This window comes from Micromonospora sp. DSM 45708 (assembly GCF_039566955.1).
GTDB lineage: Bacteria > Actinomycetota > Actinomycetes > Mycobacteriales > Micromonosporaceae > Micromonospora.
This window is the reverse complement of the sequence record NZ_CP154796.1, coordinates 5,370,890-5,396,863: the sequence shown is the minus strand read 5'-3', so window position 1 is coordinate 5,396,863 and position 25,974 is coordinate 5,370,890. Positions and strand designations below refer to the sequence as shown.

The following is a 25,974-nucleotide window of genomic DNA, read 5'->3' as shown; positions in this document are numbered from 1 at the left end:
GTGGCCGGCAACCGGTTCCGGTACGGGCAGTGGCGCGGCGGACCCGACCCGCTCGCCCCGCCGTACGACGTGCGGGCCGCGGTGGACGCGGTCGGCGCGGAGGTGCTCGGCGGTGGCAGCCTCCGGGAGTCGCTGCGTGACCTGCTGCGGCGTGGCCCGGACGGGCGCGGCGGTCTCCAGGACCTGGCCGCCCGGGCACGCCGCCTGCGTCGGGAGGCGCTGCGCCGGGGCGACCTGGACGGCGCGGTGACCCGGACCCAGGCGCTGCTCGACCAGGCGCTGGCCGCCGAACGGGACGAGCTGCGCGGGCGCGACGGCGACGAGGCCCGGTTCGCCGAGGCGGTGCTGGACAACCTGCCCCGGTCCACCGCGCGGGCGGTGTCCGAGCTGTCCGGGTACGACTGGGCCAGCGCCGAGGCGCGCCAGACGTACCAGCGGATCCTCGACGGGCTGCGCGGCGAGGTACTGGAGCAGCGCTTCGCCGGGCTGCGGGACGCGGCGCGGGCCGCCGGCGACCCGGACGCCCAACGGCAGCTCGGCGACATGATGCGTGATCTCAACGAGCTGCTCGCCCGGCACGCGCGTTCGGAGGACACCACCGACGCGTTCGCCGAGTTCATGCGCCGGCACGGCGAGTTCTTCCCGGAACGGCCCCGGGACGTCGACGAGCTGATCGACGTGCTGGCCCGCCGGGCGGCGGCCGGGGAACGGCTGATGCGGTCGCTGTCGGACCGGCAGCGCGAGGAGTTGGCCGGGCTGATGCGCCAGTCGCTCGGTGACCGGCTCGCCGGGGAGCTGTCCCAGCTCGACGCGCACCTGCGCTCGCTGCGCCCCGACCTGAACTGGCAGCGCGGCGAGCGGGTCCGCGGCGACCAGCCGCTCGGCTACGGCGAGGCGACCGGCGCGCTCGACGAGATCGCCGAGCTCGACGAGCTGCTGGACTCGCTCGACCAGGACCAGGCCGGCGCCACGTTGGACGACGTCGACGTCGACGCGGTGGCCCGGACGCTGGGCCGGGACGCCGCCGACGACGTACGCCGCCTGCGTGACCTGGAGCGGGAGCTGCGCCGCCAGGGCTGGGTGACCCGGGACGCGGACGGGCTCACGCTCAGCCCGAAGGCGTTGCGCCGGCTCGCCGGCACCGCGTTGCGGCGGGTCTTCGCGGACCTGACGGCCGGTCCCCGGGGTCAGCACGACCTGCGGTCCGCCGGTGCGGCCGGCGAGGTCAGCGGCGCCTCCCGCCCCTGGGAGTACGGCGACGAGCAGCCGCTGGACGTGGTGCGCACCCTGACCCGCGCGGTGCGCCGGGCCGGCCCCGGCGTGCCGGTGCCGCTCGCGGTCGAGGACTTCGAGGTGATGGAGACCGAGCGCCGGGCGTCCGCGGCGGTGGTGCTCTGCGTCGACCTGTCGTACTCGATGATCTCGCAGGGGCGGTGGGGTCCGATGAAGCAGACGGCGCTGGCGTTGTCGCACCTGATGGCCACCCGGTTCCCGCAGGACGCGTTGCAGATCGTCGGCTTCGGGCGGGAGGCGGCGCCGCTGACCCAGCAGGAGCTGGCGGCGGCGGAGCCGGACATGGAGCAGGGCACGAACCTCCAGCACGCGTTGCGGTTGGCGGGCCGGCACCTGCGCCGCCACCCGGGCGCCGAGCCGGTGGTGCTCGTGGTCACCGACGGCGAGCCCACCGCCCACCTGGACCCGGAGGACGGCGAGGCGTACTTCAACTGGCCCCCGCTGCCGGAGACGATCGAGGCGACCATCCGCGAGGTGGACAGACTGACCCGGTACGGCGCCACGCTCAACCTGTTCATGCTCGGCGACGACCCGGGGCTGCGCCGGTTCGTCGACGCGGTGGCCCGCCGGTCGAACGGCCGGATGTTCACCCCCGACCTGGACGACCTGGGCGAGTACGTCGTCTCCGACTATCTCCGTGCCCGCCACGGTCGCCGCTGACCCCGCCCGCGGATGCACGGAAAGCGTGGCCATCGCGCGTGGAATGGCCACGCTTTCGGTGAATCCGCGCGCGGCGGGGGTGGGATGGGGTTGGATGCGGGCATGGACGAGGTGGACGCCGCCGACCTGCGGCGGGCGTACGACGAGCTGCTCGTGGAGGTGGACGCGGGCGGGTTCGGGCCGCCGCCGGAGGGTGAGTTGAGCGCCGAGCAGATCGTCGCGCACCTCGCCGCCAACGACGAGCTGATGAGCGAGGCGACCGAGGCGGTGCTGGCCGGCTCGCCGTTCGCCTACTACGACGTGGACACCATCCACCGGCCGCAGCTCGACGCGTTGGTGTCCGAGTGCGGCGGGCTGGACGGGCTCGCGACCCTGCTGCGGGCCACCAGCCAGAAGCTGTGCTCGCTGGCCGACCGGCTCGGCCCGGCCGCCGAGACGCCTGTGGAGACCGTGCTGCGGGAGGGCTTCGACCTGGACGTGGACGACTCGCTTCCCTGGGGGCGGGCGTTGGACCTGCACGTCCGGGTGCACCTTCCGCTGCACCTGACCCAGCTACGCGCCCTGCGCCGACACCCCCACCCGGCCTGACGGCACGGGTGCGCGGAAGGCGCGGCGGTAGGCCGTCGGGGACACGCCCACCCGGGTCTGAAAGTGCTGCCGCAGGGCGGCGGTGGTGCCGAAGCCGGCGTCCCGGGCGACCCGGTCGACGCTCAGGTCGGTCGTCTCCAGCAGCACCCGGGCGTGTTCGGTGCGCTGCCGGAGCAGCCACTGCGCCGGGCTGAGCCCGGTCTCGGAGCGGAAGCGCCTGGTGAACGTGCGCACGCTCATCCGCGCGTGCGCGGCCAGCTCGCGCAGCGTCACCGGTTCGTGCAGGCGCTGCCGGGCCCACTCCCGGGTGGCCGTGGTGCCGGCCTCCGCGACCCGGGGCACCGGCTGTTCGATGTACTGCGCCTGGCCGCCGTCGCGCCACGGCGGCACGACGCAGCGCCGGGCCGCCCGGTTGGCCACCGCGCTGCCGTGGTCGGTGCGGATCAGGTGCAGGCAGAGGTCGATGCCGGCGGCCACCCCGGCCGAGGTGAGCACCCGGCCGTCGTCGACGAAGAGCACCTCCGGGTCGAGTCGTACGCCGGGGTGCAGCCGGCGGAAACGGGCCGCGTACGCCCAGTGGGTGGTGGCGGGGCGGCCGTTGAGCAGGCCGGCGGCGGCGAGCACGAACGCGCCGGTGCAGATGGACATGATCCGCGCGCCCCGGTCGTGGGCGGCGCGCAGCTCGCCCGCCACCTCGGCGTCCACCGTGCCGGCGGTGAGCGGTGGGCCCGCGTGGATGCCGGGGACGATCACCGTGTCGGCGGTCGCGAGCAGGTCGAGCCCGTGGTCGGGGAGCACCTGGAAGCCGGCGGTGCTGCGCACCGGGCGACCGCCCGGCGTGCAGGTCGTGACCGCGTAGAGCGGGGTCCGGTCGGCCGCCCGGGCGGCGCCGAGGAGCTGGGCCGGGGTGCCGAGGTCGAGCGCGACCACGCCGTCCAGGGCGAGGACGGCGACGCGGTGCGGCAGCGTGGCGGGCATGGCCCGATTATTGCGCATGATGGCTTTCCGGCCACTCGTGCCAGCCACCCCGACCGTCGGAGACTCGGTGGGTGAAAAGACTGCATCCGGCCTGGCTCGTCGCCGGGGTCGCCTTCGTCGCGCTGGTCGGCGCCGCCGGCTTCCGGGCCACCCCCGGCGTGCTGCTGCACCCGTTGCACGCCGAGTTCGGCTGGCCGCTCGCCACCATCTCCGCCGCCGTCTCGGTCAACCTGCTGCTCTACGGGCTCACCGCCCCGTTCGCCGCGGCGCTGATGGACCGGTTCGGCATCCGTCGGGTGGTGGCCGGCGCGCTGCTGCTGGTGGCGGCCGGCAGTGGGCTGACCGTGGCGATGACCGAGAGCTGGCAGCTCGTCCTCTGCTGGGGCGTGCTGGTCGGGCTGGGCACCGGCTCGATGGCGCTGGCGTTCGTGGCGACCGTCACCGGGCGCTGGTTCGTCCGCCGCCGGGGCCTGGTCACCGGCGTGCTCACCGCCGGCGGGGCGGCCGGTCAGCTCGTGTTCCTCCCGCTGCTCGCGGTGCTGGTGCGCGACCACGGCTGGCGCGCGGCGGCACTCGTCGTCGCCGGGGCCGCGCTCGCCGTCGTACCCCTGGTGGTGTGGTTGCTGCGCGAGCACCCGGCGGACCTGGGCCGGCCGGCCTACGGCGCCACCGCTGTCGTGCCGCCGGCCCGGCCGGCGGGCGGCGCGGCGGCCCGCGCGGTCGGCGCGCTGACCGCCGCCGCCCGGACCCGGCCGTTCTGGCTGCTGGCCGGCGGCTTCGCGATCTGCGGCGCGACCACCAACGGGCTGGTCGGCACGCACTTCGTGCCGGCCGCGCACGACCACGGCATGCCGGAGACCACCGCCGCCGGCCTGCTCGCCGTGGTCGGGCTCTTCGACATCGCCGGTTCGATCGCCTCCGGCTGGCTCACCGACCGGGTCGACGCCCGGCTGCTGCTCGGCGCCTACTACGCGCTGCGCGGCGCGTCGCTGCTGCTGCTGCCGAGCCTGTTCGCCGGCCGGGCCGAGCCGAGCATGCTCGTCTTCATCGTCTTCTACGGGCTGGACTGGGTGGCCACCGTGCCGCCGACGGTGGCGCTGTGCCGGGAGTGGTTCGGCGCGTCCGGCGCGGTGGTCTTCGGCTGGGTGTTCGCCGCGCACCAGGTGGGCGCCGCGCTGGCCGCCACCGGTGCCGGCCTGGTCCGGGACCGGCTCGGCGACTACGCGGTGGCCTGGTACGCGGCCGGCGCGCTGTCGATCGGCGCGGCCGGGCTCTCGCTGCTGCTGCGCCGACGCACCGCGTTCGCGCTGCCCGTGGCGGCGGTCGGCCGGCGGGCCTGGAGCTACCGGGGCTGACCGGTCAGCCGAGCGCCCACTGCTGCTCGGCGGCGCCGCCGCACGGCGCCTGTTCCAGCTCCCGACCGGCTTCGGTGCCGGCGTCGTCGACCTGCGCGCACTTGCCGCTGTGCACGGCGACCAGCAGCACCGGGCCGCCGCCGGTCGGCTGGAGCTTCCACTGCTGGTTGGCCTGCCCGTTGCAGGACCACTGCTGCACGTCGGCGCCGTCGTCGGTGCTCGCCTCGTTGACGTCGAGGCACTTGCCGCTGGCGGCGTTGACCAGCAGGTAGGTGTCGGGGGCGACCGGCGTGACCACCCACTGCTGCTCCGGCCCGCCGGTGCAGTCGGCGAGCGCGGCCTGCGCGCCCTCCGGGTCGTCGCCGGTGACGCCGACGCAGCGCCCGGACGGCACGCCCCGGATCACCCTCGGCGTGGCCACCGGCGCGGCGGGCGTCTCCGGCGTCGCGCTCGGGGTGGGCGACGGCGGGGCCTCGGTCGTCGGCGGGGCCGGGGCCGGCTCGCTCGCCGCCGGGGTCGGCACGGCCGCCGCCGGCACCACCGGCCGGTCGGCCCCACCACCGAGCACGCCGGTGGCGAAGAACACCCCCAGGAGTACGCCGACCAGGGCGACGCCCAGCGCGGTCCGCATCAGCGGGTCCCGGGGCAGCCGGACGCCACCGCGGGCGGGGCGGGCACCGTAGACGGTGCCGGACGGGTCGGGACGCGGGTCGGCCATGGGGGCATCCTGACCCACCGGAGCCGCCGAGGGCCAGTCGCCCCGGCGGCCGGTGACTCAGTCGACGACCCGCACGTCCTTCCAGAACGCCACCCGGTCCCGCACCATCTCGGCCCCGGACTTCGGGTCGGGGTAGTACCAGACGGCGTCCGGGCTGGTGGCGCCGTCGTGTTCGAGCGTGTAGTAGGAGGCGGTGCCCTTCCACGGGCAGACCGTGTGCGTGTCGGAGGAGCGGATCAGGTCGTCGCGCAGGGCCGTACGCGGGAAGTAGTGGTTGCCCTCGACCAGCACGGTGTCGTCGCTCTCCGCGACGACCAGGTCGTTCCAGACGGCTTTCGGCATGTCGTCCACGCTATGCCGGGGCTCGCCCGCCGGCCACCCGTTGAGGTGCCGCGAATTGTCGGTCCGGGGCGTAAAGTGATCTCATGCGAGCTGTCCGTGATCATGAACGGGCGGTGGACGCGCTGCGGCGGTCCTACGCCGCGGTGCCCGCCGGCGAGACGGTGCGGCTGGCCAAGCAGACGTCCAACCTGTTCCGCCCCCGTTCCGCGCCGCGGGTGCCGGGGCTGGACGTCAGCGGGCTGACCGGGGTGCTCGGCGTGGACACGACCGCCCGCACCGCCGACGTGCAGGGCATGTGCACCTACGAGGACCTGGTCGACGCGACGCTCCCGCACGGGCTGATGCCGCTTGTCGTGCCGCAGTTGCGCACCATCACGCTGGGCGGCGCGGTGACCGGTCTGGGCATCGAGTCCACCTCGTTCCGCAACGGCCTGCCGCACGAGTCGGTGACCGAGATGGACGTGCTGACCGGCGCGGGGGAGCTGGTCACCACCCGCCCCCGGGGTGAGCACGCCGAGCTGCACCGGGCGTTCCCCAACTCGCTGGGCAGCCTCGGCTACGCCACCCGCCTGCGCATCGAGCTGCAACCGGTCGGCCGGCACGTGGCGCTGCGCAACATCCGGTTCACCCGGCTGGAGGAGCTGGTCGACGCGATCGGGGAGGTGGTCGACAAGGGCGCCTTCGCGGGCGAGCCGGTCGACGCCATGGACGGCGTGATGTTCAGCCCCGGCGAGTCCTACCTGGTGCTCGGCGCGTTCACCGACGAGGCCGACGGCCGCCCGTCCGACTACACCGGCCAGGAGATCTACTACCGCTCCCTGCGTCGCCGCACCCGCGACGTGCTGACCGCGTACGACTATCTCTGGCGGTGGGACACCGACTGGTTCTGGTGCTCGTCCGCGTTCGGTGTGCAGCACCCGGTCCTCCGGCGGCTCTGGCCGCAGCGCTACCGGCGCAGCGACTTCTATCACAAGATCGTGCGCTTCGAGCACCGGCACCAGGTGGCCGCCCGGGTCGACAGGTGGCGGGGCCGGCCGGCGCGCGAGCGGGTGGTGCAGGACGTGGAGATCCCGCTGGCGCGCACGCCGGATTTCCTGCGCTGGTTCGCGGGCGACGTGGGGATGAATCCGGTGTGGCTCTGCCCGCTGCGGCTGCGGGAGCCGGCCGGCCCGGGATCGGCCCGGGCGTGGCCGCTGTATCCGCTCCAACCGGGCGAGACCTATGTGAACATCGGTTTCTGGGGCAGCGTCCCGATCGCGCCGGGCGCCGCCGACGGCGACGTCAACCGGCGGATCGAGCACATGGTGTCGGAGTCGGGCGGCCACAAGTCGCTCTACTCCGACGCGTACTACGACCGGGCGGCGTTCGACCGGCTCTACGGCGGGGAGACCTGGCGTGCCGTGAAGGACCGCTACGACCCGGATCACCGACTCACCGGACTGTACGAGAAGGCGGTATCCCGAGCATGAGTCTGACCGACCGAACACCGGGGGCGGCGAGCGCCCCGGCCGGGCCGCCCTCGGGCGGCCGGCGCACCGGACCGACCGTCGCGGACGTGATCCGCGCGGTGACCACCGGCGACCTGCCCGTCCGGGTGACCGGGTACGACGGCAGCGCCGTGGGGCCGGCCGACGCCGGGATCACCCTGACGATCCGCACCGAGCGGGGCCTGTCCTACCTGCTCACCGCGCCGGGGGACCTGGGCATGGCCCGGGCCTACGTCAGCGGTGACCTGGGGCTCGACGGCGTGCACCCCGGCGACCCGTACGAGGCGTTGCGGGTGCTCAAGGACGAGATGCCGCTGCGGATGCCGCCGGTGGCCGACGCGCTGGCCCTGGTCAAGGGGCTGGGCTGGGAGCGGCTGCGGCCACCGCCGCCCCCGCCGCAGGAGGCGGCGCCGCGCTGGAAGCGGGTGGTGAACGGGCTGCGCCACTCGCGGGCGCGGGACAGCACCGCGATCTCCCACCACTACGACGTGTCGAACGCCTTCTACGAGAAGGTGCTCGGCGAGTCCATGACCTACACCTGTGCGGTCTTCCGCAGCCCCGGCGACACGCTGGAGGAGGCGCAGCGGGCCAAGTACGACCTGGTCGCCGGCAAGCTGGCGCTCCAGCCGGGGATGCGGCTGCTGGACGTCGGTTGCGGCTGGGGCGGCATGGTCCGGCACGCGGCCCGGGAGTACGGCGTGAAGGCGCTGGGCGTGACGCTGTCGAAGGCGCAGGCACAGTGGGCGCAGGCCGCGATCGAGCGGGAGGGGCTGGGCGATCTGGCCGAGGTGCGGCACCTCGACTACCGGGACGCGCCGCGCGAGCAGTTCGACGCGATCTCCTCGATCGGGCTGACCGAGCACATCGGCGTGCGCAACTACCCGGCCTACTTCGGCGCGTTGCGGTCCCGGCTCAAGCGCGGGGGCCGGCTGCTCAACCACTGCATCACCCGGGCCGACAACCGTGCCCCGCACCGCTCCGGCGCGTTCATCGACAGGTACGTCTTTCCGGACGGCGAGCTGGCCGGCCCGGGGCGGCTGATCAGCGAGATCCATGACGCCGGGTTCGAGGTGCACCACGAGGAGAACCTGCGCCAGCACTACGCGCTGACGTTGGCCGGCTGGTGCCGCAACCTGGTCGAGCACTGGGACTTCTGCGTGAACGAGGTCGGCCCGGGCACCGCGCGGGTGTGGGGCCTCTACATGGCCGGTTCCCGGATGGCGTTCGAGCGCAACGGCATCCAGTTGCACCAGGTGCTCGCCACGCACAACGGCCCGCAGGGGGTGAACGGCTACCCGCTGCGTCCCGACTGGACGCCCTGACCCGTACCGACGAGAGGCCGCGCGGACCGCGCGGCCTCTCGTCGCCGCCATTGACAAACAAATTTTGTACGTGCAAAAATGTTTTTGCCATGAGAGACGTCCTGTACCTGGAAGAGCGCGAGCAGGCGGAAGCCCTGCTCAAGCCGCAGCGCATCGAGGTGCTGCGGCAACTCGCCGAACCGCGCACCTGCACCGAGGTCGCCGCCCGGCTGGACCAGACGCCGCAGCGGGTCTATTACCACGTCAAACAACTGGTCGCGGCCGGGCTGGCCGAGCAGGTCGCCGACCGGCGGGTGCGCGGCATCACCGAGGGCATCTACCAGGCCGCCGCCCGGTCCTACTGGCTCTCCCCACGGCTGGTCGGCCGGATCGGCGGCGCCCGCCGGGCCCGCGACGAGCTGAGCCTCGGCTACCTGCTCGACCTGATGGAGGAGGTCCAGGCCGACATCGCCGCGCTCGACCGCGCCGCCCCCGAGCTGCCCTCGATCGGCGTGTCCGGCGAGATCCGGGTGCCCGCCGAGCGGCGCCAGGAGTTCCTGCACGACCTGCAGTCGACGCTGCGGGACCTGTTCACCCGCTACGGCGGCGCCGAGGGAGACGCCTTCAAGCTCGCCGTGGCCTGCTACCCGAAAGGCGACGACACCGATGACTGATCCGTTGACCGTGCGTGCCCGCCTCGCCGCCGACGTGGCGACCGTCCGCCGCGCGCTGACCGACCCGGCCGAGCTGCGCGTGTGGCTGGCCGAGCACGCCGAGGTCGAGCTGCCCCGGCGGTACGAGTTCTGGGGCCGCTTCACGCCCGAGGGAGACGCGCCGCACCAGCGGCTGCTGCACGCCGACGACGGGACGCTGCGCTTCGCCTGGACGCTCGACGGGGTGGAGACGACCACCGAGTTCGCGCTGACGCCCGACGGTGACGGCACGATCCTCACGCTGCGGCAGAGCCACTTCGTCTTCGAGGAGGCGATGAGCGGCAGCACCATCCGGGGCGTGCTCCAGACGTTCTGGGCGCTGTCGATCGCCAACCTCAACGCGCACCTGGAGGGCCGGCCGCTGCTGCCGCGTACCGACTTCACCGCTGCCGACCTGCGCGGCGAGCTGCTGATCGACGCCCCGACGGACGCGGTGTGGACCTCGCTGACCGACTCGGAGCAGGCCAGCGCCTGGTTCGGCTACCCGATCGGCATCGAACCCTGGGCGGGTGGTCGCTACGCGATGGGCGGCTTCGACGCCGGCTACGCGGCCAAGGTGCTGGACGTGACGCCCGGGCGGGCGATCTCCGTCGACTGGGGGCCCACCGGCGTCAGCACCTGGGAGCTGGCCGAGTCCGCCGGCCGGACGAAGCTGACGTTCGTGCAGTCCGGCTTCGACGAGGGCAACCCGCCGTACGCGGCCTGGACCGGCACGGTCGCCGGCCTGGCCGAGCTGCGCCGCTTCCACGAGGTCCCCGACTGGCAGCCCATCTGGCTCCCCTGAGCGCAAGGAGGGGCCCCGCCTGACGTCTCCGGCAGAGGCGGGGCCCCCGCTTAGCCAGCGCCTCCGGTGGGTAATGCCGGGCGATGTTCTTCATCTTCGGGCTGCGGACCAAGGTCACCCGGTCCGGCGTCGTCACCCAGGTCTGCCGGCACTGCGGCAACCAGGCCGCACAGGTGATCACCCGGCGGGCCACGAAGTTCAGCCTCTTCTTCGTCCCCCTGATCCCGGTGCGCACCCGGTACGCGCAGCAGTGCACGTTCTGCGGCGCCCAGTACGACATCTCCCGCGCCGAGGCCGAGCGCCTACCGGTCGGCTGACCGTGACCCGCTTCCTCTGCTGGCTGATGGGGCGGCCGATGGTCACGCCCCCCGCCGTACCGGTGCACACCGCCGCCCGCCCACCCTGCACGCCGGGCCGTCGGCACCGTCGCCGCAACCGGCCGACGGCGGGCGCGCTGTCCCCGCGCTCCCCGTGGAACCGCTCCGCCGGCCGCTGACTTCCCGGGTGTCAACAGGGGACCCGCCGCTACCGAAGGCGTTAGGCGGGGGCCCTCCTTACACTTCATCGGGTGGAAGATCGGCTGAGGGAGATCCGGGGTGGCGGGCCGCCCCGGCGGCACAACGCCCGCACCATCGCGGCGTTGACCGGCAACCCCGGGTGCACCCGGCGCGCGGTGCTGGACAGCGCCGGCGCGGACAAGCCGGCGTTGGCCGAGCGGCTGGGCTTCCCGGCCCGCTTCGGCCAGTCCCGCTTCGCCATCACCCGGGGCAACGCGTTCGAGGCGCAGGTCAAGGCGGACGGTGGGGTGGAACTGCTGCGCCTGGTGGCGGAGCGGCTCGGCGTGCCGGTGCCGGCGGGCGCGACCTGGACGGATCTGGGCGGCGACGCCGACCGGCCGGAACGCTCCCGCGCGGCGTTGACCGCGGGCGGCGACAGCCCGGCGCTCTTCGACCATCCGCTGCTCGGCCTGGACGTGGCCGGTCGGCGCGTGCACCTGGAGCCGGACCTGGTCGCCGCCCGGCTGGCCGGCCGGTTCCACGTCGTGGAGATCAAGTCGTTCCCGATCGTCGACGGGCAGGCCGACCCGGCCAAGGTGGCCGCCGCCGCGATCCAGTCCGCCGTGTACGTGCTCGCGTTGCGTGAGCTGCTCGCCGCCGAGGGACGCGACCCGGAGCTGGTCTCGCACGAGGTGGTGCTGATCTGTCCGCGCGACTTCGCCAACCGGCCGGTGGCCAGCCTGCTCGACGTCCGCCGGCAGCTTTTGGTGCTGCGGCGGCAGCTCGCCCGGATGGCCCGCGTCGACGACCTGCTGGCCACCCTGCCGGCCGGCTTCACCGCCGATCCGGCGGCCGACCCGGCTACGCTCGCCGCCGCGCTGCACGAGGTGCCGGCCCGCTACGCGCCGGACTGCCTGGCCGCCTGTGAGCTGGCCTTCTTCTGCCGGCACGAGGCGCGCGGCCAGACCGGGTCGCTGGGCCGGCCGGTCCGGGAGGCGCTCGGCGGCGTGCTGGAGGTGGCGGACGTGCTGGCGCTCGCCGAGGGCGTCCGTGCCCCGGAGCCGGAGCAGGCGGAGGCCGCCGCGCTGCTGCGGGCCGCCGCGCGCCTGCGCGCCGACGCTCTCACCGGAAACCCCGCATGAGTACGCCCCGAAGCGCGCGCCGGCCGGCGGCGGTGCGTCGACGCCCGGCCGGAGAGCTGCGGTGAGCACGCTGCGCGCGCTGGCCCGGGCGCAGGCGGTCGCCGCCGGGCGGGCCCAGCCGGTGGCCACGGTCCGGCACCTGCACCTGTCGGACCGGCCGCTGGTGCTGGTGCCGCTGGCGCTGGCCGGTGAGGCGAACGCCCCGCTGGCCGTCCTGGTCGGCTCCGCGCCGGAGGAGGCCCGGCTGCTGGTGGTGCCGCAGCCCCGCAACCGGGACCAGCGGTTCGCGTTCGCCGCCGAGCTGGCCGGCATCGTGCTGCCCTATCTGGACTCGTTCCGCGGCGGGACCGAGGCGGTGGCGGTGGACCGGGGCCGGGACGTCCGCCACCGGTACGTCGACGCGCCGCAACTGCTGGTGCCGAACCCGGCCGGGATCTCGTTCCTGCGGCTGTTCGGCCGGTCCACCCGCTTCCGGCGCCCGGACGGCGACCATCCGGTGCACCCGTCGGTGCCGTTGCTCGGCCGCTGGTTGACGTTCTTCGCCGAGCGGGCCGAGCAGCCCGGCTCGTCGGCGCTGCTGGCGATGACCGACGCGTTGACGCTGCACTGGGCGACCGGGCAGAGCGCGGTGGAGGACCTGCACCTGCCGGCGGTGCTCGGCTGGCTCGACCCGCCGCCGGGACGGTCCGGGGCGGAGGCGGCGGTCCGGGCCGAGGACCCGGCGCTCGTGCCGCCGGCCGGGCCGGCCACCGATCCGGACTTCGACAACCATCGGCTCGCCCCGGCGATCGAGGCGTACGCCGGGACCGAGGACGATCCGGTGGCGCGCGCGTCCGCGTACGACGAGCTCCGTGAGCTGTTGCGCGGCCAGCTCGCGCCCACCTGGGAGCTGATGTGGCGCGGCGTCGGGCTGCTGCGGGCGCTGCCGCCCGCCGCGCGGGTGGCCGGCCGCTGGGCCGGTGACCGGGACGCGTTCACCGGGTACGCCGAGCACGTCGACGCCGGGGGCGGTCCGCAGCCGCGCCGCGACGGCGCGGTGGCCGCGGCGCTGCGGTTGCAGCGGCTGGAGCGGGCGCTGACCGCGTGGGCGGTGCAGCGGGCGTACGACGATCCGCTGGTGATGGCCGAGCACCGGCTGGCCGGGGAGGCGTTCGTGGGCGAGGTGACGCTCGCCGACCCGAAGCGGGTGGACGACTCGGGGAAGCGGCCGGTGCTGCGGCCCCGGATCCAGGTGGTGACCGTCGAGCCGGTGCCGATGCCGGTGGGCGCGACGCTGTATTCGCCGGCCCGTCCGGGGCAGAAGGCGACTGTGGTGTTCGTGACCCCGGGCGGGGACGGCAAGACCGAGGTGGTGCTGGAGTTGTCCGGTGGGATGGGGCGCGGGCTGACCGCGCCGGCCGGCAGCGTGCCGGAGGTGGGGGAGCGGATCTGCCTGACCAGCCTCTCCGACGGCTACCTGCCGGGCGGCGCGTTCCCGACGCCGGAGGAGACGCCGTGGACGCACGGCGGCCCGCCGGAGCATCACGAGGAGTAGTGGTATCAATTTATTTACATGCTTGAAACTTAATCGGTTCAGTAGTGCACTGGTGGCAGCCCCGCCGACCTCCTGACCCGAAAAGGTGACCCATGCGAAGCCGCCGGATCCGCCTCGCGTCGACCGCCGCCGCCACCGTCCTGGCCGCCGCCACCGCGCTCTCCGTCATCGCGCCGGCCGAGGCGCACACCGTCTCCCCGGCCAACGCCAACGCGTCCACCGCCACCCGCAACGTGCTCAACTGGCTCGCCCACCTGCCGAACCGCAGCAGCAACCGGGTCGCCTCCGGCTTCTTCGGCGGCTACAGCAACAGCGGCTTCTCGCTCAGCCAGACCGAGGAGCTGCGCGCCGCCACCGGCCAGTACCCGGCGATCCTGAGCTGCGACTACGGCTCCGGCTGGGCGACCAACAACGACATCACCGCGCTCGTCGACTACTCCTGCAACTCCACGCTGAAGTCCTGGTCCGCCAGCGGGGGCCTGGTCACGATCAGCGTGCACCTGCCCAGCCCGGCCAACGCCAACGGCGGCGGGCTGAACACCCCGATGGGCAACTTCGCCGACCTGCTCAACCCGTCGACCGCCGCCGGCGCCCGCTGGCGTCAGCTCCAGGACAAGATGGCCGCCGGCCTCCAGGACCTGGAGAACGCCGGGGTGCCGGTGCTGTTCCGGCCGTTCCACGAGGTCAACGGCGACTGGTTCTGGTGGGGCAACCGGGACCCGAACACGTTCAAGCAGGTCTGGCAGCAGACGTACACCTACCTCACCGGCACGAAGGGGCTGGACAACCTGCTCTGGGTCTACTCGGCGGACTTCAGCCGGGGCAACCGCACCGCCTACTACCCGGGCAGCTCCTACGTGGACGTGGTCGGCATGGACGCGTACGACGACAACCCGCAGGTCTCCGGCATCCAGTCCGCGTACAACGAGCTGGTCGGGCTGGGTAAGCCGTTCGCGTTCGCCGAGATCGGGCCGGACAGCCAGGGCTCGTTCGACTACGGGCGCTGGGTCACCGCGTTCCAGCAGAGCTACCCGAAGACGTCCTACTTCCTGGCCTGGAACGACGGCTGGGGACCGGCCCGCAACTCCGGCGCGAGCACGCTGTTCACCAACTCCTGGATCGCCAACCGCGGCGAGGTCGACCTGGGTAACGTCACCGAGCCGGGTGGTGGCACCACCACCCCGCCCCCGTCCGGCGGCACGCTGCTCAACGGGTTCGAGTCCGGCACCGAGGGCTGGACCGGCGCCAACGTCACCGGGGGGCCGTGGCAGGTGACCGAGTGGGCGGCCCAGGGCACCCGCTCGCTGAAGTCCGACGTGAACCTTGCGGCCGGCGCCGCGTACCTGAAGAAGACCGCCACCACCGGCCTGAGCGGGCGCGGCACGCTGCGGGCCACCGCGCGGGTCGCGCCGTGGGGCGGTTTCGGCACCGGCAGCCAGGCGAAGCTCTACGTCAAGACCGGCGCCGGCTGGCAGTGGTTCGACGGCGGCGCCGTCGCGGTCACCTCGGGCGGGGTGAGCCTGTCGCTGTCGCTGGCCGGCGTGGCCAACCTCGGCGACGTGCGGGAGATCGGCGTGCAGTTCGTGCCGGGCAGCGGCGCGAGCGGCACCTCGGCGATCTATGTGGACGACGTCACCGTCCAGTGACGACGGACCGGTCCGGTCCGGCTGGTTGTCGCTCTTGAGCGCTTATGTTCCGGTGCGCTACACGTCGCGTGTCCGCCGGATAACATCCAGCGGGATCGGACCGGGCCCCCCGGTCCGTGCCGATCCGAACCACGGGGGATCCGTTGTCAGTTCGCCATGCCCGCCGATGGGGAGCCGCTCTCCTCGGCGTCGTCACCGTCTCGACACTGCTGGGCGGTGGAACCGCGTCGGCCGTCAGCGGCGCCACCCCGGTGCCCGACGGCACCTACGCCTTCACCGCCAAGATCACTTTTGGTGATCTGCGCGCCTGCACCGGCGCGTTGGTCGACCCGAACTTCGTGGTCACCGCGAAGACCTGCCTCACCGACGGCACCGGCCCCGTCACCGCCGGCGCCCCGGCCCGACCCACCACCGTACTCGTCGGGCGCACCGACCTGACCAGCGCCGCCGGGCACGAGCGCGGCGCCGTCGCGGTCCTCCCGCACCCGGACCGCAACCTGGCGCTGCTCCGGCTCGCCAACCCGGTCACCGGCGTCACCCCGGTCGCGCTCGCCGCCGCGGCGCCCGCCGCGGCCGAGACGCTGACCGTCGCCGGGTACGGCCGCACCGCCACCGAGTGGGTGCCGGACCGCCTGCACGCGGCCGACTTCACCGTGCAGGGCGTCGGCGCGGTGACCGCCGACGTCACCGGCGCCACGGCCGGGGCCACCATCTGCCGGGGCGACGCCGGCGGCCCGGCGCTCCGCGTCGTCGCCGGTGCGCCGCAGCTCGTGGCGATCGGCAACACCTCCTGGCAGAAGGGCTGCCTCGGCGAGACCGAGACCCGCGACGGGGCCACCGTCACCCGGGTGGACGACCTGACCGCGTGGATCCGCGAGCAGACCGCCGACGTGCAGATCTTCGGTGTGACCGCCGCCGGGCAGCTCACCTACGGCGTCATCGACGCCGCCAGCGGCGAACTGCGCGCGAACCGGGTGTCGACCGCGACGCTCGGCTTCACGCCCAAGGCGATGGCCACGCTGAACGAGAACACCATCCTCGTGACGGACACCGCCGGCAAGATGTACCGGCTCGACGTCACCGGCGTCGACCCGTTGACGTTCACCAGCACATGGATCATGGACGGTTGGTCCAGCTACGACCGGCTGACCTACGACGGCTACGGCTCGCTCTACGGGCAGATCGGCTCCGAACTGCGTCGCCGGACGCTCACCACCGAGAAGCCGGCGTCGCAGACCGACCTCGGGTACCCGGTGACGGTCTCCACCGGCTTCAGCCAGAAGACGCTCACCTCCCCGGCGCCGGGCCGCATCCTCGGCAACCTCGCCGACGGTCGGCTGCTCTCCTACCGCATCAACGGAGGCGGGTCGGAGGGGTTCATCCTCAGCACGCTCGCCACGACCGGCTGGGCCGGTTACACCCACGTGCTCTCGCCCGGTGGCGGCTGGTACTTCGCCCGTACCGCCGGCGGCGGACTGGACCGCTTCCGCGACGCGAACCCGGTCGACGGGAGCGGCGCCGACCTGACGAAGTCCACAGCGGTCAGCACCAGCGGCTGGAACCAGACCCTGCTGTCGGCCCGGCCGTGGCACGGCGTCATCTCGGTCTTCGGCGCCCGGTCCGACGGTCGGCTCACCTACACCGCCCTCGACCCGGTGACCGGAGCGATCGTGGTGCGGACGGTCTCCGAGCAGACGCTCGGCTTCACACCCAAGGCGCTGGCCACCCTCAGCTCGGACACGCTGCTGGTGACCAATGGTGGTGACCTGCACCGGGTGGACGTCACCAGCGTCCAGCCGCTCACCTTCACCCGCACCACCGAACGCCTCGGCGGCGGCTGGACGCACGACCGGCTGGTCTACGACGGCAACGGCTCGCTCTTCGGGCAGGCCGGCAGCGTCCTGCACAGGTACACGGTGGCCAAGGCCAAGCCGGCCGACGCGACGACCGACCTGCCCAACCACGTGGTGTCGATCGCCAGCGGCTTCGGGGTGCAGTCTCTCGGTGCGAACGGCAAGGGGCACCTGATCACCACGACCAGCACCGGGGCGCTGGCCACCTACGTCATCCCGGCCGGGGGCACGTGGGACGGCGGCCGGTTCGACCCGGCCACCAGCGGCTGGACCGGGGTCACGTCGCTCTTCTCACCCGGCGGCGGCCAGTACTACCGGCGCGACGCCAACGGCGTGCTGACCGGCTACCTGGAAACCAGGCCGTTCGACACGAGCGGGGCCGACCTGGCGGCGTACGTGCCGACCGGCACGGGCAGCACCGGCTGGGACCCGATCCTCTCCGCCCAGTCGTACGACTCCTGGCCGGACAGCACCCGCCGCTGGTGACGCGCGACGAATTCCGATGAGGACGCGGGCCGGCTCCACCCCGGTGGGACGGCCCGCGTCACGTCCGGTGACCGACCCCGGGCGACTCTGGCGGCGGCCCCCGGCGCTGACTAGGCTTGCGCCGTTCGTCGTCCGCCGTCCGGTCCTCGTCGCCGAGGGCGCACGTCTGGAAGAGAGCCGGAGCGCATCGTTGTCCCCCCGCACGACGTGAGCCTCGCCGCCGCGGCGCCGGCCCGTCACCCGCTCGTCGGCCGTGTCGGACTCGTCGCGGCCGCCGTCGTCGTACTCGGGGAAATGGTCTGGCTGGTCTCCGGCCTGCCCGGCGCGGCGCTGGTCAGCGACCTCGGTGCGACGGCGGTGTCGAGCTGGGCGGCGGTGCTCTGCGTCGGCGCGGCCCGCCGGCACCCGGTCGCGCTGCGGCGGTTCTGGCGGCTGCTCGCGGCCACCATGGCCCTCGCCGCGCTCGGGCGTACGGTGTGGACGGTCGAGCGGCTCAGCGGGATCGACCTGCCGCACACCCCGCTGGTCGGCGGCCTCTTCACCGCCGGCATCATCACCGGCACCGGCGCGGTGCTCTGCTCCCGGGCCGGCGGACGCAGCCTGATCGGGCAGGCCCGCACGCTGCTCGACGGCGTGATCGTCGGGCTGGCCCTGATCCCGATCGGCTGGGTGGTGGTGTTCCGCGACCTCGCCGACGCCGACCTGTCCGACCCGCTGCGTACGTTCGGGTTGCTCTACCCGATGTTCGACCTGATGCAGCTCACCATCCTGGTGGCGGTCGCCGGCCCCGGCCGGCCGATGTGGCGGGCGCTCGCCGTGATCGGCGCGGGCCTGGCGATCCGGGCCGGCGCCGACGCGGTCTACGTATCCCTCGTCGCGCACGGCAGCTACGCCCCGGGGCACCCGGTCGACGTCTGCTGGCCGCTGAGCTACCTGCTGGTCGGCCTGGCCAGCCGTTACCCGCCGCCGGGCTGCGGCGACCGGGAGGACGACGCCGGGGAGTCGCCGCTGCCGCCGTGGTGGCGCGTCGCGTTGCCGTACCTGCCGGTGGGCGGCGCGATCGTCGCGGTGATGGTGTCCCGGCAGCCCACCGGGCAGACCCCGCACCTGGTCTTCGTCGGCATGATGGCGCTGCTCGGGGTGCTCGCGCTGCGGCAGGGGCTGGCCGCGAACGAGAACCTGTGGCTGGTCGCCCGGCTGCGCCGGCTCGCGTACTCCGACCAGCTCACCGGCCTGCCCAACCGGTTGACGTTCATCCGGCGGCTGCGACGCGCGCTGCGGACGGGCGGGCCGGTCGCCGTGGTGCTGCTCGACCTGGACGGCTTCAAGCAGGTCAACGACCGGTTCGGGCACGCCGCCGGGGACCGCCTGCTCACCACCACCGCGGAGCGCATGCGGGACGCGATCGGCCCGGACGGGATGATCGCCCGGCTCGGCGGCGACGAGTTCGCCGTGCTGGTGGCCGGGGACCGCCAGGTCGCCCCCGAGCGGCTCGCCGTCCGGCTGCTCGCCGCGCTCGAACCGCTGCCCGGCGAGGAGGACCTCGGCGTCCACCCGTCGGCCAGCATCGGCGTCGCCGAGTACGGCCCGCAGCACAGCTCGCACACCGACCTGCTGCGCGACGCCGACATCGCCATGTACGCGGCGAAGGCGGCCGGCAAGTCCGCGTACCGGACGTGCACGCCGGAGCTGCGCGAGTCGGCGGTGAGCCGGGCCGAGTTGATCGCCGACCTGCGCCGCGCGGTCGACGAGGGCCAGTTGCTGATGGAGTTCCAGCCCATCGTCGACCTGGCCACCGGCACGGTGCGCAGCGCCGAGGCGCTGGTCCGCTGGCGGCATCCCCGGTTGGGCGTGCTCACCCCGGCGCGGTTCCTGCCGCTGGCCGAGGAGACCGGGCTGATCCTGGCCATCGACCGCTGGGTGATCCACGAGGCGTGCCGGGCCGCCGCGACCTGGCGGGAGCGGGCACCCGAGGTGACCGTCGCGGTCAACATCGCCGCCGCCCACCTGTGCCGCCCGGACCTGATCGCGACCGTCACCGGCGCGATGGGCGCGGCCGGGCTGCCACCGCGCGCGCTCACGCTGGAACTCACCGAGTCGGCGCTGATCGAGGGCAGCGAAGCGGTGCTCGACCGGCTGGCCCAGCTACGCGACCTCGGCATCCGCATCGCCATCGACGACTTCGGCACCGGCTACTCGTCGTTGAGCTACCTGCACCGCATCCCGGCCACCGAGCTGAAGATCGACCGTTCGTTCGTGTCCCGGCTGGGCGTCGGCGATTCCCGCGCGTACGCCACCGTGGAGATGGTGAACCGGCTGGCCGGCGCGTTCGACCTGGCGGTGGTGGCCGAGGGGGTGGAGACCGGCGCCCAGCACGCGGCGGTCACCGCGATCGGCTGCCGGCAGGGCCAGGGCTGGCGGTACGGCCGCCCGAGCGCCCTGACCGACCTGCTCCCCACGCTGGTGCACGAGAGAATCAGCGGGTGACTTGACCCTCACGCTGCGGGAGGCGGGAGCCTTGGTCGCGGAAGGGAGGGAACCCATGGCGTACACGGTGGGACAGGTGGCGCGGGCGGCCCGGGTGACGGTCCGCACGCTGCACCACTACGACGAGATCGGGCTGCTGCGGCCGAGCGGGCGGACCCCGGCGGGCTACCGCCGCTACCACGACCGCGACCTGGACCGCTTGCAGCTCATCCGCTACTACCGCGAGCTGGGGTTCCCGCTGGACGAGATCGCCGCGATCCTGGACGACCCGGACGCCGACCCGGCGGCGCACCTGCGCCGGCAGCACGCGCTGCTCTCCGGGCGGATCGGCAGGCTCCAGGAGATGGTCGCGGCGATCGAGTGCGCGATGGAGGCGAGAAAGTTGGAGATCCGATTGACGCCGGAGGAGCGGTTCGAGGTGTTCGGGGACTTCGACCCGGACGAGCACACCGAGGAGGTGGAGCAGCGCTGGGGTGACACCGAGGCGTACCGGCAGTCACAGGAGCGGGCCAGCCGCTACTCGAAGGAGGACTGGCTGCGCAACAAGGCGGTGAACGAGGACTGGGGGCGGCGGTTCGCCGCGCTGATGGACTCGGGCACGCCGGCCGACGGCCCGGAGGCGATGGCGCTGGCCGAGGAGCACCGCCAGCTCATCACCGAATGGTGGTACGACTGCTCGTACGAGATCCACACCGGGCTGGCCGACATGTACGTGGCCGACCCTCGGTTCACGGCGTACTTCGAGACGATCCGGCCGGGGATGGCCGCCTACCTGAACGAGGCGATCCACGCCAACGCGATCAGCCGGGCCTGAGCCCGCCTCTGCTGCACGTCTCAGGCCTGGGACGGCCGGGGTAGGACAGTGCCCCCGCTTGCCAAGTTCGTAGGCCGTGCGAAGGGCACCATCCGTCAGCCACGCGCCCGGCTAGACGAAGACGTCGAGCAGGAGGACGCCGAGGAAGCCGACCACCGAGATGATGGTCTCCATCACCGACCAGCTCTTGATGGTCTGCCCGACGGTCAGCCCGAAGTACTCCTTCACCAGCCAGAAGCCGGCGTCGTTGACGTGCGAGAAGAACAGCGACCCGCAGCCGATCGCCAGCGCCAGCAGCGCCACCTCGGGGCCCTGGAGCGTGGCGGCCAGCGGCGCGACGATGCCGGCGGCGGTGATGGTGGCGACCGTGGCCGAGCCGGTGGCCACCCGGATGCCGACCGCGACCAGCCAGCCGAGCAGCAGCGGCGACAGGTTGGCGCCGGTGGCGGCGTCCGCGACCAGGTTGCCCACGCCGGCGTCCACGAGCACCTGCTTGAAGCCGCCGCCGGCGGCGACGATCAGCAGGATGCCGGCGATCGCCGGCAGCGAGCCACCCAGGAAACCCGAGACCTGGCTACGGCTGAAGCCGTTCCGGTAGCCCAGGAAGATCATGGCGAAGATGACGCCGGCGAGCAGCGCGACGATCGGGGTGCCGGCGATGTCCAGTGCCTTGCGGCCGGCGGTGTCCTCGCCGAGGGTCAGCTCGCCGATGGCCCGCAGCAGCATGAGCGCCACCGGCAGCAGCACGGTGACCACGGCGGCCCAGAGCGCCGGTGCGCGACGCGACCGCGGCCCGACCGGCTCGTCGATCGACGCGCCCGGACGACCGGTGCCGGGGTTGACCAGGTCGTCCTCGGTGACCAGGTCGCCGTCGGCGTCGGCCCGCCCGTCGCCGGGGCGGGTGGGACCGCGGTCGTCGGCGACCGCCAGGTCGCGCCGGGTGGGCAGCAGCGCCTCCGGTGCGGTGGCCGGCACGTACCGGGCGATGAAGTTACCGAACACCGGACCGGCGATGATCACCGTCGGGATCGCCACCAGCAGGCCCAGGGCGAGTGTCTGGCCCAGGTTGGCGCCGAGCGCGTCGATCGCGACCAGCGGGCCCGGGTGGGGCGGCACCAGGCCGTGCAGCACCGACAGGCCGGCCAGCGCCGGGATGCCGATCTTCATCAGCGGCACGTCGACCCGGCGCGAGACCAGCAGCACGATCGGCACCAGCAGCACCACGCCGACCTCGAAGAACAGCGGCAGGCCGATGAGCGCGGCGACACCGGCCATGGCCCAGGGCAGCGCGCCACCAGAGACCCGGCCCACCACCCGTTCGACGATGCTGTCCGCCCCGCCCGACTCGGCCAGCATGCCGCCGATCATCGCGCCGAGCGCGATCAGCAGGCCGACGCCGCCGACCGTGGAGCCGACCCCGCCGCTGAACGAGGTGACGATCTTGTCAGCGGAGACGCCGGCGACCACGCCCAGCACCGCCGCGCCGAGGATCAGCGCCAGGAACGGGTGCACCTTCCCCCAGGCGATGAGCAGCACCACCGCGGCGATGCCGAGCAGCGCGGCGACGACGAGTTGGGTGTTGCCGGCGTTCGTGAGTGGTTCCGCAGGTGCGGCGAGCAGTGTGACCACGGCTATCACGACCTCTGTTCGGTCATCGGGGAGGGGCGGTGGGCGGTGGTTCCGGCGGCAGGCTCGGGGCCAGCCGTCGCAGCGACGCGAACGTGGGCACGAGCGCGTCGTACAGCTCGGAAAAGAGCGGGAGCAACGCCGCGTACGTGGCGGCGGCGGCGGGATCGGGTCGGACCGTCTCCTCGATCCGGACCAGGTCTGCGGCGACCTCGATCGAGGGGATCAGGCCGAGCGCCTGCATGCCGAGCAGCGCGGCGCCGAAGCCGGAACCCTCGTGCCCGGCCGGGAAGCGCACCGGCATGCCCAGCGCGTCGGCCAGGATCTGCCGCCACAGCGGGCTACGCGCGAAGCCGCCGCTGGCGCGGACCTCGCGGACCTCGTTGCCGGCCGCGCGGACCGACATCAGGACCAGCGCGAGCTGCTGGCAGACCCCCTCCAGCGCGGCGCGCACCAGGTGGGCGCGGCCGTGGCCGTGGGTCAACCCGATGTACGCGCCGCGGGGCAGCGCGCTCCAGTGCGGCGCCCGCTCGCTGAGCAGGTAGGGCAGCATGATCAGCCCACCGGAGCCGACCGGCGCCTGCGCGGCCAGGTCGAGCAGGTCCTCCTCGGCGTGCTCGCCCAGCTCCGGGGCGAGCGCGTCGTGGGCCCACTGGAGCACGATCCCGCCGTTGTTGATCGCGCCGCCGACCACCCAGCGGTCCTCGGTCAGCGCGTAGCAGAAGACACCGCCCAGCGGGTCCACGCCGGGGCGTTCCACCATCACCCGCATCGCGCCGCTGGTGCCGATCGAACAGGCCACCACGCCGGGGCGTACCGCGCCGAGCCCGAGGTTGGCCAGCGGGCCGTCGCCGGCGCCCACCACGAGCGGGGTGTCCGCCGGCAGGCCGGTGGCCCGGGCGGCCTCGGCGGTCAGCCCGGGCAGCACATGCGTGGTGGGAACGAGCTGGGGGAGCTGCTCCTCGGTGATGCCGGCGACGCGCAGCGCCTCGGTGTCCCAGGCCAGCTTGTGGATGTCCATCAGGCCGGTGGCGGAGGCGACCGAGTGGTCGGTGACGAGCGCCTCGGCGAGCCGCCGCAGGACGAGATCCTTGATGCCGACCCAGTGCGACACCCGCTCGTGCAGCTTCGGCTCCTGCTCGGCGAACCAGACCAGCTTGGGCAGCGGCGCCATCGGGTGCACCGGCGTGCCGGTACGCCGGTGCAACGCCAGCCCGGACGGCGCGGCCCGCAGCCGCTCGGCCTGCGCGCTGGCCCGGGAGTCGGCCCAGGTGATCGACGGGGTGAGCGGGTTGCCGTCGGCGTCCAGCCCGATCAGGCTGTGCAGGGCGGTGCTGAACGACAGGCCGGCCACCGGCCGGTCCAGCTCGTCGACGACCGCGCGGATCACGCCGACCACGGCCTGGTAGATCAGCTCCGGGTCCTGCTCGGCCCAGCCCGGGTTCGGCTCCTCCAGCGGGTAGCCGATCGAGTGGCTGGCCAACTGCCGGCCGTCGGTGTCGAACGCGACCGCCTTGCTGCTGGTGGTGCCGATGTCCACGCCCACCACGACGGCCGGGTCCCCCACCGGTGCACCTCCACTCGCCCCCGGGGCCCGCGGTACGCCCCGCCCTGCGGCTGACGTTACCGACGTGTCCACCGGCCCGCATGGGGAAGCCGGGCCACCGGCGGCAGACCGACACGAAACACGAATCGACGCAGCGCTTTCCGCCGATTGCGACCGTCAATCAGCCGATCGGTCTAATTGGTGACTTTGGCGTGTCTTCGTACCCCCGGATCGCCGTTGACACCAGTGACACCCCGGATGGTGGCTCGCGCGGCGGAGGAGTCGGCGTGGCGATGACTGATTCGACGGGTTCCACATGGCGTTACCGGTGGGCGCACCGGCAGAACGAGCGGCGACAGCGCGCCTTCCGCGCGGCCGACGAGGCGTGGCGACGCCGCGACGACGAGCTGCGCCGCCTGCGTACGCTCGCGGTGTCCTTCCACGGGTCGGTGCGGGCCGGCGTGGGCCTGCCGATGGAGCTGGCCCCCGGCGAGGTGGTCTTCTGGACGCTGCCGGCCGCGCAACTGGTCGAGGTGCGGCACACCGCCGTGCTGCCGGCCCCCGAGCTGACCGTCGACCCCGACCCGCCGGTGCTGCGCCCGCGCCGCCCCGAGGGGGTGCGGGTGGCCGACGCCGGGCTGGCCGTGCTCACCAACCGACGCCTGGCGCTGCTCGGTGGGCGCGGGCGGCGCGACTGGGTGTACGGCAGGATGACCGGGCTGTCCCACGACCCGGCCGCGCCGGTCACCCTGATCCAGGTGCTGGACCGGCGGCGTACCTCGGGGCTGCTGCTGCCCACCGGCGCGGCGGCCGACTTCCGGTTCACGCTCACGCTGGCCTTCGCCGACGCGATCGAGCAGCGCGCCGCGGTCGTCGCCGAGCTGGACGAGCTGCTCGACGAGCACGCGGCGGCGCGCCCGCAACGGCCGGCAGTGCTCACCCCGGGCCAGGCCCGGGCCTCCACGCTGCTGCCCGGCGGCCGGCGGACCGTCGCGGTCGGCGCGGCGCTCGCGCTGGCCGTGCCGGCGATGCTGGTCGAGGCCGACCCGCCCACCCGGGCCGGGTCGGAACGCGCCGCCGCGGCCACCCCGGCCGCCACCGGCATGCCCGCGCCGCCGGTCGTCGCCCCCGCCGTCCAGGTCCGGCCCAGCACCAGCCCGGAGCCGCGCCGCACCCGGCCCGCGTCGCCGCGCGACGCCGTCCCGCAGCCGGCCACCGCGCGGCGCTGCGGCGCCCCGGTGAACCCCTTCGGGTACGACTTCTGCGGCGGCGACCGGATCCGCAAGCCGGCCGCCGGTGTCTGCGACTGGTTCGAGTGCGTACCCGGGTTCTGGTCCGGTCGGGGCTGGCTGGTGCAGTGCCGCGACGGCGCGATCAGCCGGACCGGCGGTCAGCGCGACGCGTGCGCCGGAAACCGCGGCCCGCGCCGCACCCTCTTCGGCTGAGGTGTAAGGCGGGGCCCCCTGTTAACGCTTCTGGTATAGGCGGGGCCCCCGCTTGACACCTCGGCCGCGCAGCGGCAGCAGGCCGGCCAGGACCAGCGCGGCGCCGACCGGCAGCAGGTCCAGGTTCACCGCGATCGCCACGAACCCGACCAGCACCAGCACCGGCGCCCACCCCGGCAGCAGCCGCGTCACCGCCGCCCGGCACAGCAGCACCAGCAGGCCCAGCTCGAACAGCACCGGGCCGCCGAACAGCACCACGCCGGGCGTGTCCACCGCGTCGGCGAAGCGCGGGAACAGGTCGCCCAGGATCACCCAGACGAAGGCGGCGGCGCCGACCAGGCCGGCCACCGCGGCCACGTCGTCGAGCGTCCGCAGCCGGCCCGACCGGGTACGCAGCAGGCCGTGCAACCCGACGATCAGCGCGCCGAACCCGAGCACGCCGAACAGGAACAGGGTGTGCCCGGTGTTCCACGCCCAGGCGCCTTTGTCGCTGTGCCCGTCCAGGCGGTCGAGCAGGCGCAGTAGCCCATAGCCGAGCAGCAGCAACGCGGCGGTCACCGCGACCGGCCGCAACCAGCGGTACGCGGGAGGAGTCCGGGATTCGAGAAGGCTCATTGCCCCAGCGTGTCCGCCGCCCCCTCGCCGGGACATCCGGGAGCCGCCCCGCGCCGCTCCCGGA

Annotated in this window: 21 protein-coding genes; 15 read left to right on the top strand and 6 right to left on the bottom strand. The window is 74.0% G+C overall.

The window, feature by feature from the left end; genetic code table 11:
* On the top strand, window positions 1-1,953 hold the full coding sequence (locus VKK44_RS23145) for a VWA domain-containing protein (protein ID WP_343443319.1): 1,953 nt from the start codon (window positions 1-3) through the stop codon (window positions 1,951-1,953).
* A gap of 111 nt (window positions 1,954-2,064) precedes the next feature.
* Window positions 2,065-2,541, top strand: a complete 477-nt coding sequence (locus tag VKK44_RS23140) for a hypothetical protein (RefSeq protein WP_343447868.1) — start codon at window positions 2,065-2,067, stop codon at window positions 2,539-2,541.
* Here the strand turns inward: VKK44_RS23140 and VKK44_RS23135 are convergent.
* Window positions 2,506-3,537: a GlxA family transcriptional regulator gene (locus tag VKK44_RS23135; protein WP_343443318.1), complete on the bottom strand. Its 1,032-nt coding sequence runs from the start codon at window positions 3,535-3,537 to the stop codon at window positions 2,506-2,508. The two genes, VKK44_RS23140 and VKK44_RS23135, sit on opposite strands and share 36 nt — an antisense overlap.
* Before the next feature lie 53 nt (window positions 3,538-3,590).
* Here VKK44_RS23135 and VKK44_RS23130 point away from each other — a divergent pair, with 53 nt between their 5' ends.
* Complete coding sequence (locus VKK44_RS23130) at window positions 3,591-4,874, top strand: MFS transporter (protein ID WP_343443317.1); 1,284 nt, start codon at window positions 3,591-3,593, stop codon at window positions 4,872-4,874.
* Window positions 4,875-4,878: 4 nt separating this feature from the next.
* Here VKK44_RS23130 and VKK44_RS23125 read toward each other — a convergent pair whose 3' ends face one another.
* Both VKK44_RS23125 and VKK44_RS23120 read right to left on the bottom strand, forming a co-directional pair.
* Window positions 4,879-5,592 carry an RICIN domain-containing protein gene (locus tag VKK44_RS23125; protein ID WP_343443316.1) on the bottom strand — a complete coding sequence of 238 codons (714 nt, stop codon included), beginning with the start codon at window positions 5,590-5,592 and terminating at the stop codon, window positions 4,879-4,881.
* A 57-nt stretch (window positions 5,593-5,649) separates the two neighbouring features.
* Entirely contained in the window at window positions 5,650-5,934 is a 285-nt protein-coding gene (locus tag VKK44_RS23120) for a DUF427 domain-containing protein (protein ID WP_281943917.1), read from the bottom strand.
* 83 nt (window positions 5,935-6,017) lie between these two features.
* On the opposite strand from VKK44_RS23120, the gene VKK44_RS23115 reads away from it, so the two are divergent.
* The 11 genes from VKK44_RS23115 (at window position 6,018) to VKK44_RS23065 (ending at window position 20,678) form a co-directional block, all read left to right on the top strand.
* A complete protein-coding gene (locus VKK44_RS23115) occupies window positions 6,018-7,403 on the top strand; it encodes an FAD-binding oxidoreductase (protein WP_343443315.1) in 1,386 nt (461 codons plus the stop codon).
* Window positions 7,400-8,743 carry a class I SAM-dependent methyltransferase gene (locus VKK44_RS23110; protein ID WP_343443314.1) on the top strand — a complete coding sequence of 448 codons (1,344 nt, stop codon included), beginning with the start codon at window positions 7,400-7,402 and terminating at the stop codon, window positions 8,741-8,743. The genes VKK44_RS23115 and VKK44_RS23110 overlap by 4 nt, the downstream gene beginning before the upstream one ends.
* Window positions 8,744-8,832: 89 nt before the next feature.
* Window positions 8,833-9,396, top strand: a complete 564-nt coding sequence (locus VKK44_RS23105; RefSeq protein ID WP_343443313.1) for a helix-turn-helix domain-containing protein — start codon at window positions 8,833-8,835, stop codon at window positions 9,394-9,396.
* Entirely contained in the window at window positions 9,389-10,219 is an 831-nt protein-coding gene (locus tag VKK44_RS23100) for an SRPBCC family protein (protein ID WP_343443312.1), read from the top strand. Before VKK44_RS23105 ends, VKK44_RS23100 begins: the two co-directional genes overlap by 8 nt.
* Window positions 10,220-10,302: 83 nt before the next feature.
* Window positions 10,303-10,536, top strand: coding sequence for a zinc-ribbon domain-containing protein (locus tag VKK44_RS23095; protein WP_343443311.1), 234 nt, complete (start codon window positions 10,303-10,305; stop codon window positions 10,534-10,536).
* A 251-nt stretch (window positions 10,537-10,787) separates the two neighbouring features.
* The gene (locus tag VKK44_RS23090) at window positions 10,788-11,858 is read left to right on the top strand and encodes a hypothetical protein (RefSeq protein ID WP_343443310.1); all 1,071 of its coding nucleotides are present in this window, start codon (window positions 10,788-10,790) and stop codon (window positions 11,856-11,858) included.
* A gap of 61 nt (window positions 11,859-11,919) precedes the next feature.
* Complete coding sequence (locus tag VKK44_RS23085; protein ID WP_343443309.1) at window positions 11,920-13,392, top strand: hypothetical protein; 1,473 nt, start codon at window positions 11,920-11,922, stop codon at window positions 13,390-13,392.
* A gap of 92 nt (window positions 13,393-13,484) precedes the next feature.
* Window positions 13,485-15,038 carry a glycosyl hydrolase gene (locus VKK44_RS23080; RefSeq protein ID WP_343443308.1) on the top strand — a complete coding sequence of 518 codons (1,554 nt, stop codon included), beginning with the start codon at window positions 13,485-13,487 and terminating at the stop codon, window positions 15,036-15,038.
* 143 nt (window positions 15,039-15,181) lie between these two features.
* Window positions 15,182-17,377, top strand: a complete 2,196-nt coding sequence (locus VKK44_RS23075; RefSeq protein ID WP_343443307.1) for a trypsin-like serine protease — start codon at window positions 15,182-15,184, stop codon at window positions 17,375-17,377.
* 294 nt (window positions 17,378-17,671) lie between these two features.
* A complete protein-coding gene (locus VKK44_RS23070) occupies window positions 17,672-19,864 on the top strand; it encodes a putative bifunctional diguanylate cyclase/phosphodiesterase (protein WP_343443306.1) in 2,193 nt (730 codons plus the stop codon).
* A 55-nt stretch (window positions 19,865-19,919) separates the two neighbouring features.
* A complete protein-coding gene (locus VKK44_RS23065; RefSeq protein ID WP_343443305.1) occupies window positions 19,920-20,678 on the top strand; it encodes a MerR family transcriptional regulator in 759 nt (252 codons plus the stop codon).
* A gap of 111 nt (window positions 20,679-20,789) precedes the next feature.
* Here the strand turns inward: VKK44_RS23065 and VKK44_RS23060 are convergent, their stop codons facing one another.
* Both VKK44_RS23060 and VKK44_RS23055 read right to left on the bottom strand, forming a co-directional pair.
* Window positions 20,790-22,307: a GntP family permease gene (locus VKK44_RS23060; RefSeq protein ID WP_343443304.1), complete on the bottom strand. Its 1,518-nt coding sequence runs from the start codon at window positions 22,305-22,307 to the stop codon at window positions 20,790-20,792.
* Window positions 22,308-22,329: 22 nt separating this feature from the next.
* A complete protein-coding gene (locus tag VKK44_RS23055; RefSeq protein WP_343443303.1) occupies window positions 22,330-23,871 on the bottom strand; it encodes a gluconokinase in 1,542 nt (513 codons plus the stop codon).
* A gap of 266 nt (window positions 23,872-24,137) precedes the next feature.
* Between VKK44_RS23055 and VKK44_RS23050 the strand changes: the two genes are divergently transcribed.
* Window positions 24,138-25,295, top strand: coding sequence for a hypothetical protein (locus tag VKK44_RS23050; protein ID WP_343443302.1), 1,158 nt, complete (start codon window positions 24,138-24,140; stop codon window positions 25,293-25,295).
* Window positions 25,296-25,316: 21 nt separating this feature from the next.
* Here the strand turns inward: VKK44_RS23050 and VKK44_RS23045 are convergent, their stop codons facing one another.
* Window positions 25,317-25,910 (bottom strand): hypothetical protein, encoded by a 594-nt coding sequence (locus VKK44_RS23045; protein WP_343443301.1) that lies wholly within the window; start codon window positions 25,908-25,910, stop codon window positions 25,317-25,319.
* Window positions 25,911-25,974 lie beyond the last annotated feature (64 nt).